We start from the raw sequence: 7,926 nt of genomic DNA, 5'->3' as shown, positions 1-7,926 counted from the left end.
GGCCCGGTACGCGGGGCTTTTGCGGCGGGAGACCATGAGGCCCATGCCGGTGGCGCTCTATTATCCCAATATAGCCTGCACCCTGGGGGAGGCCCCCTGGTGGCCGGATTATGAGAATATCCGCTATATGGTCAACTGCGATTACGTGGATGAAAATATGCTCCGGGACGGGGCTCTGGACGGAGTGCCCATCATGGTCATGCCCGCCACCATACTGGAGCCTGCCGATGCCAGGCTCATAATGGCCTGGGTCAGCCGGGGAGGCCTGCTCGTAGTCATGGACCGGGAGCCCATGAAGGCGGTGGACGGCACCGACGTGTGCGAAAAGATCGTCTTTCCCAGGGGCCTTGACGACTTTTCCTGGGGCGGTGGGCGCGTGGTGCGCACCGACGATTTTGAGGAGATAGCCCGTATAGTGACAGGCGAAATGGAAAAGGCGGGCTATGCCGTGTATTACAGCCCCGGGCATGATTATTTCGGGGCGGAGCTGCCGGGCAGGCTGCTGTTTTACAACCCGGGCGCGGAGCCCGTGGAGGCCTCCTATAGATACCGGGGAGCCGCAAAACGCCTGACCCTGCCTCCGGGCAGCATCACCGAGGAGCCCCTGAGCCGCGAATAAGGGCCGGGGCAGTCAGACAAGTCAATCATATTTTTACATAAGGAGCAGTCCTACATGGAAAACATCGTCATACTGGACTTCGGAGTCCAGTATTCACAGCTGACAGGCAGACGCATCAGGGAATGCAACGTGTATTGCGAGATAGTTCCCTTTGACACCCCTGCGGAGGAGATCAGGAAAAAGGACCCCAAAGGCCTCATCTTTGCCGGCGGTCCCGGTCAGATATACTCGGCCTCCGACTGCGACAAGGCTCTGGCGGACCTGCAGGTGCCCATGCTGGGCATATGCTACGGAGCCCTGGCCCTGGCCCGGCTTTTCGGCGGGGAGGGCGTCTCGGAAAAGGGCGCCGGCTACAGTCGGAAGCAGATAGCCCACAGCTCCGGCTCCCCCCTGTTTGAGGGCATAAAGCAAGACCTCTCCGTGTGTATGGGCGCTTCGCAGATCACCCGGATCCCCGAGGGCTTCCGGGCCGCCGGCGAGGGCGTGTACGAACACACGGACAGGCCGGTCTATGCTCTCACGTTCCGTCCCGAGTCGGAAGACACGGAGCAGGGGCAGGCTGTGCTCCGCAACTTTGTGACCCGCGTCTGCGGCTGCCGCTGCGAGTGGACTACCGCCTCCTACGTGGATATGGCTGTCCGGGAGATACGGGAGCAGGTCGCCGGCGGCCGGGTGGTATGCGGCCTCAGCGGCGGCGTGGACAGCTCCGTCACCGCCACCCTGATACACAAGGCCATCGGAGACAGGCTCACCTGCATATTCGTGGACCACGGCCTCATGAGGCTCCACGAGCCCGAAGAGGTGCGCAAGGCCTTTGCGGACAAGGGCATCAAGGTGATATACGTGGACGCCCGGGACAGATTTTTGTCTCTTCTGGCGGGAGTCACCGACCCGGAAAAGAAGCGGAAGATCATAGGCGCCGAGTTCATCCGGCTCTTTGAGGAAGAGGCGGCCAAGATCGGCGACGCCGGCTTTTTGGCTCAGGGCACCATATATCCCGACATAGTGGAGAGCGGCAACAAGCACGCCGCCGTCATCAAGAGCCACCACAACGTGGGGGGCCTGCCGGAGCGTATGGACCTGGAGCTGGTGGAGCCCCTGAAGTATCTCTTCAAGGACGAGGTGCGCAACGTGGGCCGCAGCCTGGGCCTCCCGGAGACCCTGGTGGACAGGCATCCCTTCCCCGGCCCCGGTCTGGGCGTCCGGTGCGTGGGCGAGCTGAGGGTGGAACGGCTGGACGTGCTGAGAGCCGCCGACGCCATATTCATCGAAGAGATCCGCAAGGCGGGGCTCTACGGCAAGATCTGGCAGGCCTTCTGCATGCTGCTGCCGGTGAAGAGCGTGGGCGTGCGGAACGAAAGCCGCAGCTACGAGGAGACCATAGTGCTCCGGGCGGTCAGGTCCACCGACGCCATGACTGCCGACTGGTATCCCATCCCCTTGGAGCTGCTGGAGAAGATATCCCGCCGGATACTGTCGGAGGTGCCTGTGAACCGGGTGCTCTATGACGTGTCCGCCAAGCCTCCCGCCACCATCGAGTGGGAGTAGGGCCTCAGATACTGAGCCGGGTCCGCCGCCGGCGGCCCGGCGCCCGGCATACGGATAAAGGAGGCAGCATATGATACTCACAACGGAAAGGCTTTTGCTCAGGCCCTGGGCAGAAAGCGACGCAGAAGAACTGTACAGATACGCCCGGGACCCCCGGATAGGCCCCATCGCCGGCTGGGAGCCCCATACCAGCGTGGAATACTCCCGGCAGGTCATCCGGGACGAACTTTCCGGTCCGGGCAACTTTGCCGTGGTGTTAAAAGAGACCGGGCTCCCGGTGGGCTGCGCAGGCTGTCTGATCGGGGAAGGCTTAGAAGGCGGGCTGCCCGAAACGGAGGCCCTGGCGGGCTACTGGATAGGCGTGCCTTACTGGGGCCGGGGGCTCATCCCCGAGGCTATGCGGGAGATCATGAGATACGCCTTTCTGGAACTGGGGCTGAAAAAGCTTTGGGCCGGATACTATGACGGCAACGACAGGTCGGCCCGGGTGCTGGAAAAATGCGGGTTTCACTATCATCACTCCGCAGCGGACGTCCCCGCCGTCCCCAAAGAGCTCCTGCGGACCCTGCATATGACTTGCATATCAAAAGAGGACTATTTGAAGCCGGCGGCATATACGCCCGGGGGGAACAGGATAGAGCGGCTTTCGAAGCCGACCTTCACCGTCATAGGCAGGGAAGGCTCCACCGAAGAGGGCCCCGGTTTTATTCAGAGGCTGTGGCAGGAAGTGAGAGACCATTTTACAGAGCTGGTCCTGCTGATGAAGCAGGATCCCGACGGAACGCCTGCGGGCTTCTGGGGCGCCATGACCGACTTTTCCCGGTCCTTCCGCCCCTGGGAAAACTATGAGAGGGGCCTGTATCTGGCCGGGGCGGAATGCGCGGACGGCGCCGAGGCCCCGGAAGGGTGGACCAAATGGACAGTCCCCGCATTTGAATATCTGAGGGTGGAAAACACCGGCCCGGAAGCCTTCGGCGATATGATACTCTGGCTGACCCAAAAACACATGGACCTGGCAGGGGCGGTGCAGGAATTCGAATGCATCAGGACCAACAAGAAATACCTGTATTTCCCCGTCAGGAGACTGTAAAAGGCTTGCGGCGGCGCCGATGCGCCGCCGCTTTTATTTCTCTTGTTTTCCGCCGCGTCCGGGCGTATGTCAGTCCTTGGCTGCGGGATATTCGTTGCCCAGCAGATAGAGAGGCTTTTCGTCTTCCTCTATCTCGGGGAAGCGCCCGGTCTCCTCGTAGAAGCGGTTGTCCACTCTGTCGTCGTTGACCTTGGACACCTCGCCTACCAGAGTCTTGCCCTTCTCTGCCCAGAATTTGTGATACTGGCCCTGCTTCAGGGTGATGCTCTCTCCCGGGGTCAGGCGGACTATGCCGCCGGCGGGTATCTCATAATTCCTGCCGTCGGAGCTGACCAGGACGGGAGTGTCGGCAAAGTCTTCTTTTTCGTCGGAGTTATAGAGCTTGATCACCAGCTCTCCGCCGCCGCGGTTGATGATGTCTTCCATCTTCTGCCAGTGGAAGTGATAAGGGGTCACCTGATCTACTTCTACGATGAGCAGCTTTTCGGCGTAGGGCTTGCCGTATTTCTTGTCGGTGAGATTGCCGTTGCGGATGGTAAAGAGCAAAAGGCCTATCTTGTCAAAATCGCCTTTGCCAAAGTCGGTGATATCCCAGCCCAGCATATTGTCTCTGATCTCGTCGTACTCATGGCCTTTTTCGGCCCATTCTTCCGGTGACCAGTAGGCAAAGGGAGGGAGCCGGAAATTCATTTTGTCCGCAAAGGCGGCCGCTTCGCGTAAAAGCTTGTTGATCTCGGATCTTTTCATGGTTTTCTCCTGCAGTATTTGATTCGGTGTGTTTGTAACGCGCCCGTTTTTAATTATAGCACATTTTTGGCCTGCTGACACTATTATGCAGGCTAATTGCTGCCCAATACTCCGGCATAGGCGTAATTCCTGATCATGCCGTGCCAGGTGTACCAGGGAGAGCCCCCTTCCTGCTGAGCGTAGAATATGCCTACGCCTCTCGCCGGGTCGGCCAGCAGATAGCAGCCCAGGGCTCCGTCCCAGCCAAATTCCCCTTTGGCGCTGAGGGAGTGGTTCCTGTCCGGGTCCAGCAGGGTCCGGACGCCCAGGCCGTAGCCGTAGCCCGCCTTGCTCCAGCCTCCCAGAGCCTCAAAGTCCTTCATGGCCTCCGGGCCCAGCTGACAGGTCCGCATTTGGTCTATGGAAGTCTCCGAAAGGATTCTCCGGCCCTCCGCCGTCAATCCCCGGTTGGAGAGCATGGCCGCCAGCTTCTCATAGTCCCGGACGCAGGATATCAGCCCTCCGCCGCCGGACCGGTACAGTGGCCCCATGCCCATGTTGACCCCTTCCTTCTTTATGACCTCCCGGGCCTTGCCCGTCTTGCCGTCAAAGCCGTGGTATTCCGGCGCCAGCCGCTCTCGCTGCTCGTCGTTGAGGGTGAAGGCCGTGTCGGTCATCCCCAGAGGGTCAAAGAGCTCTCTCTTCAGGACTTCGGGGTAGGGGATCCCTGCGGCCTCCTCCATCACCGCCGCCAGCACGTCGTGGCAGAAGCTGTAGCGGAAGCGGGTCCCGGGCTCGAAGAGCAGGGGCTCCTCTGCCAGGGCCCGGACCACCTGCAGGGTGGTGGGCTTGCCGCCGGTCTCCCGGAGCAGGTCCTGCACAGGTTTCGCGCTGCTGTCGTAGGAGAAGCCCGCCGACATGGACATCAGGTGCCGCACCAGTATGGGGTTTTGGGCCGGGGATACGCTGCCGTCCTCCCGGCGCACGGTCACCTTGCCCAGCTCCGGGATATAGTCCGACGCCGGGGCGTCAAGGGAGAGGATACCCTGCTCGGTGAGACGCATGGCCGCCGTACAAGTGGATAACTTGGTGGCGGAATAGAGATTGAAGAGGGTGTCCTCCGCAAAGGGTATCTGCCGCTCCACGTTGGCAAAGCCGGCGAAGTGCCGGTGGACTATCTCGCCTCCTATGGACACGGCGCAGCCCACGCCGGGAACGTTCTTTTCTTCGTAAAAGGTGTCCAGATATCTGTCAAGCGCTGTGAAATTCATAAGTGCCTCCCTTTAGTCCAGGGGCTCTACGGTGAGGGACCTTACGGCCGCCTCTCCGTCGAAGCCTGCTATGTCTATGGTGTTGGTCCGGCCCTTTTTCAGGGGTACGGTGAAGCAGGCCTCGCCAAAGTCCTCCCAGCCTTCGGTGGGGACCAGATTGATGAGGGACCAGTCGGCAGAGTTCACCACAAGGCGCACCCGGGTCAGCTTGCCCGTGCCGTTGGAGTAGCGGATGGAGAGGGCGGCCCTGCCGCCGTCATAGCCGTCGGTCTTGGAAAAGCGCAGGAACGCCCCCCGGTGTTCAAAGCCGGTGACCACGCCGTCCGCGGCTGCCAGCTCTCCTTCCCGGACGGCCTTTGCCGCCGGATAGGTCTTGGTCCTGGGATCGGTTTCGGGGGCGGGACCCACAGAGGCGCAGGGCCGGTCGGTCTGCTCCACCAGTCTGATGGAGCCATCGTCTTCAAAGAATAGCTCGTCCACGCACACGGAGCGGAGATTGCCCGGTCCGGATATGGAGCAATTGTGATAAAAGGCGTACCAATGCCCCTTGTATTCCGTGACGGAGCCGTGGGAGGTGTCGCAGCCGGTGGGGGCCAGATAGATGCCCTTGTATTCCCAGGGTCCCAGAGGGTCCCGGCTTACGGCGTAGCGCAGCCGGTTGTTGCCCGGCAGGTTGTCGGAGTAGGTCATGTAGTAGAGCCCATTCCGCTTGAACACCCAGGACGCCTCGTGAAAGTCCTCCAGGCCCTCCATGGGGCGCACCCGGCCCCGGACGGTGATCATGTCGTCCTCCAGCCTGCAGCCCCGGGGCATGGCGCCTCCGCCGAAATAGAAATAGTTGGCGCCGTCGTCATCTATGAAGATGCAGGGGTCTATCAGCGAGTCGCCGCCGATGCCCCGGCCCGCGGCGTCCCGGACGTAGCCTATGTCCCGGAAATCCTTGTTGGGATAGTCGCTCACGGCCACGCCGAACTGCCAGCTGTCATTCCAGCGGCTGTCGGTGGGGTGGGGATAGTAAAACCAGTATTTGCCGCGCTTGAAGGCGCAGTCCGGCGCCCACATAAAGCCGCCCTCGGGCCTGCCCCATTCCACGTCGTCGGAGCGCAGTATCTCGCCCTCGTCGCGGAAGTGCACCATATCCTCGGTGGAGAATATGTGGTAGCGGTCCATGAAGTCGCAGCCCCGGGCCGGATCCATGTCGTGGGAAGCGTAGACGTAGAGCCGTCCATCCTGTCCCACTACGGCGGAGGGGTCGGCTGTGTAGATGCTGGTGATGATGGGCCTGGCTATTTTGCCCGGCTTGGTGAGATCGGTCATGGTGGTGGCTCCTTTTTTGTATTTCGTTCTCATGCCTTCTCCGGGATCGGCAGCCAAAGACGCCGCTCCTATGGCGATCACGAGAAAGGCAAGAATGGCGCAGCAGTATTTTGTCATCATATAGTCCTTGTGATCACTGTCCGCCGGGGCTGTGACCTCCTCCTTATTTCAGCTCCGCAAGGGCGCAGAGAGCCCCGTCGGAATACAGGCAAAAGCGCACGCCGTCGTCTGCGGCGGCCCTCTTTACAGTGATCCGGTCGGCGGCGGTGACGGCCCGGCGGTAGGCGATCCTCAGCTCCGTGTATGGGGCCCGGGCGTAGTCCTCTGCCGGCAGGGCCTCCATGGCATACTCTACGTAGCGGGTGTTGTGCACGTGGCCGTTGAAGTCAAAGTCGCTGCGCCGCAGGGCTATCTCCTGCTCGCTGTCAAAGGATCGGGGCTCCCGCAGGCGCGCCGGCTCCGAGTCAAACACGGCCCGGTCCTCCGGCTCGTAGGGCCTGAGGATCTCTTCGGTGATGCGGACAGACCTCTGAGCCTGCATGTCCACCAAGGCAAATCTGGCGGAGGCCCTGATCAGCTCCCGGCCCTCCCGGTCCGTCACTGTGTAATCCCGGATCGTGGCGCTGCCGGGAGAGGAGCATCGCACCCAGGTCCTGAGCTGCAGGCTCTGAAACTGCTCCGGCCGCCGGAGGATCACCACGCGCCAGTCCAGCAGCACCCAGCTGACGCCCTGCTCGGCAAGGCTGTCGGACACCGCTATGCAGTGATGGGCGCTGATGCTCTCCAGCATCTCCAGAATGGCCTCAAAGGTCAGGCGCCCGGCAGAGTCGTAGTCGTTGACCCAGGGCTCATAGGTTTCGGAAAAAGACATGTGCGCTCCTTTCAATTCTTCTTTATTATATACACATCCTCCGAAAAAGTCAATTTGCGCCGGGGGAGTTTTGCTTTGACATGGGGCAAGCCTTCTCGTCATCCCGGCGGAACCGGCGCCCGGCGGTGAATAAAGACGTCATCTCGGCGACCTGAACAAAGTGAAGGCACTCTCGGGGTGAGGTTCGAGATCTCCTGTAATGGAAGGACAGACCCCGGCAACGCGCTAAGCCCTCCGCCGGAGAGGGCTGGCATGGGGGGGCCGTATCGCGGGGCAGAGGAAAACTCCTCGTCATCCCGGCCAAAACGGCAACGTATCAAACGCGGAAGCGTTTGGCCGTTTTGGGGAAGGGATCTCGGGCGGGACCCGTTTGCCTCTTCCTTGCTCCGGCAACGCCGGAGAAGGCAAATGGGGAGGACCCGGCTGAAGCAGAGACGAAAGAAGCATAAGAGCGCTTTTCTGTCCCGTTGGGCTTGCCCGTGTC

At 61.3% G+C, this 7,926-nt stretch carries 7 protein-coding genes; 3 read left to right on the top strand and 4 right to left on the bottom strand.

Features of this window, described 5'->3' with window-relative positions; translation table 11 throughout:
* The 3 genes from IK083_03930 to IK083_03920 form a co-directional block, all read left to right on the top strand.
* A partial coding sequence (locus IK083_03930) for a hypothetical protein (protein MBR4748708.1) occupies positions 1-619 on the top strand: 619 nt, incomplete at its 5' end.
* Positions 620-673: 54 nt separating this feature from the next.
* Complete coding sequence (guaA, locus tag IK083_03925; GenBank protein ID MBR4748707.1) at positions 674-2,167, top strand: glutamine-hydrolyzing GMP synthase; 1,494 nt, start codon at positions 674-676, stop codon at positions 2,165-2,167.
* Between the two features lie 70 nt (positions 2,168-2,237).
* Positions 2,238-3,257: a GNAT family N-acetyltransferase gene (locus IK083_03920; GenBank protein MBR4748706.1), complete on the top strand. Its 1,020-nt coding sequence runs from the start codon at positions 2,238-2,240 to the stop codon at positions 3,255-3,257.
* A 69-nt stretch (positions 3,258-3,326) separates the two neighbouring features.
* Here the strand turns inward: IK083_03920 and IK083_03915 are convergent, their stop codons facing one another.
* From IK083_03915 to IK083_03900, 4 genes are all read right to left on the bottom strand, one after another.
* A complete protein-coding gene (locus tag IK083_03915; protein ID MBR4748705.1) occupies positions 3,327-4,004 on the bottom strand; it encodes a D-lyxose/D-mannose family sugar isomerase in 678 nt (225 codons plus the stop codon).
* Positions 4,005-4,096: 92 nt separating this feature from the next.
* Positions 4,097-5,254, bottom strand: a complete 1,158-nt coding sequence (locus tag IK083_03910; protein MBR4748704.1) for a beta-lactamase family protein — start codon at positions 5,252-5,254, stop codon at positions 4,097-4,099.
* A 12-nt stretch (positions 5,255-5,266) separates the two neighbouring features.
* The gene (locus tag IK083_03905; protein ID MBR4748703.1) at positions 5,267-6,604 is read right to left on the bottom strand and encodes a family 43 glycosylhydrolase; all 1,338 of its coding nucleotides are present in this window, start codon (positions 6,602-6,604) and stop codon (positions 5,267-5,269) included.
* Positions 6,605-6,734: 130 nt separating this feature from the next.
* Positions 6,735-7,442, bottom strand: coding sequence for a hypothetical protein (locus IK083_03900; GenBank protein ID MBR4748702.1), 708 nt, complete (start codon positions 7,440-7,442; stop codon positions 6,735-6,737).
* Positions 7,443-7,926: the final 484 nt, after the last annotated feature.

This window comes from Abditibacteriota bacterium (assembly GCA_017552965.1).
Classification (GTDB): domain Bacteria; phylum Armatimonadota; class UBA5829; order UBA5829; family UBA5829; genus RGIG7931.
This window is presented reverse-complemented; position numbering and strand designations above follow the sequence as displayed.

Coding starts and splice junctions, on each gene's coding strand:
- guaA (MBR4748707.1), top strand. CDS start 674: ATGGAAAACATCGTCATACTGGACTTCGGAGTCCAGTATTCACAGCTG.
- IK083_03920 (MBR4748706.1), top strand. CDS start 2,238: ATGATACTCACAACGGAAAGGCTTTTGCTCAGGCCCTGGGCAGAAAGC.
- IK083_03915 (MBR4748705.1), bottom strand. CDS start 4,004: ATGAAAAGATCCGAGATCAACAAGCTTTTACGCGAAGCGGCCGCCTTT.
- IK083_03910 (MBR4748704.1), bottom strand. CDS start 5,254: ATGAATTTCACAGCGCTTGACAGATATCTGGACACCTTTTACGAAGAA.
- IK083_03905 (MBR4748703.1), bottom strand. CDS start 6,604: ATGAGAACGAAATACAAAAAAGGAGCCACCACCATGACCGATCTCACC.
- IK083_03900 (MBR4748702.1), bottom strand. CDS start 7,442: ATGTCTTTTTCCGAAACCTATGAGCCCTGGGTCAACGACTACGACTCT.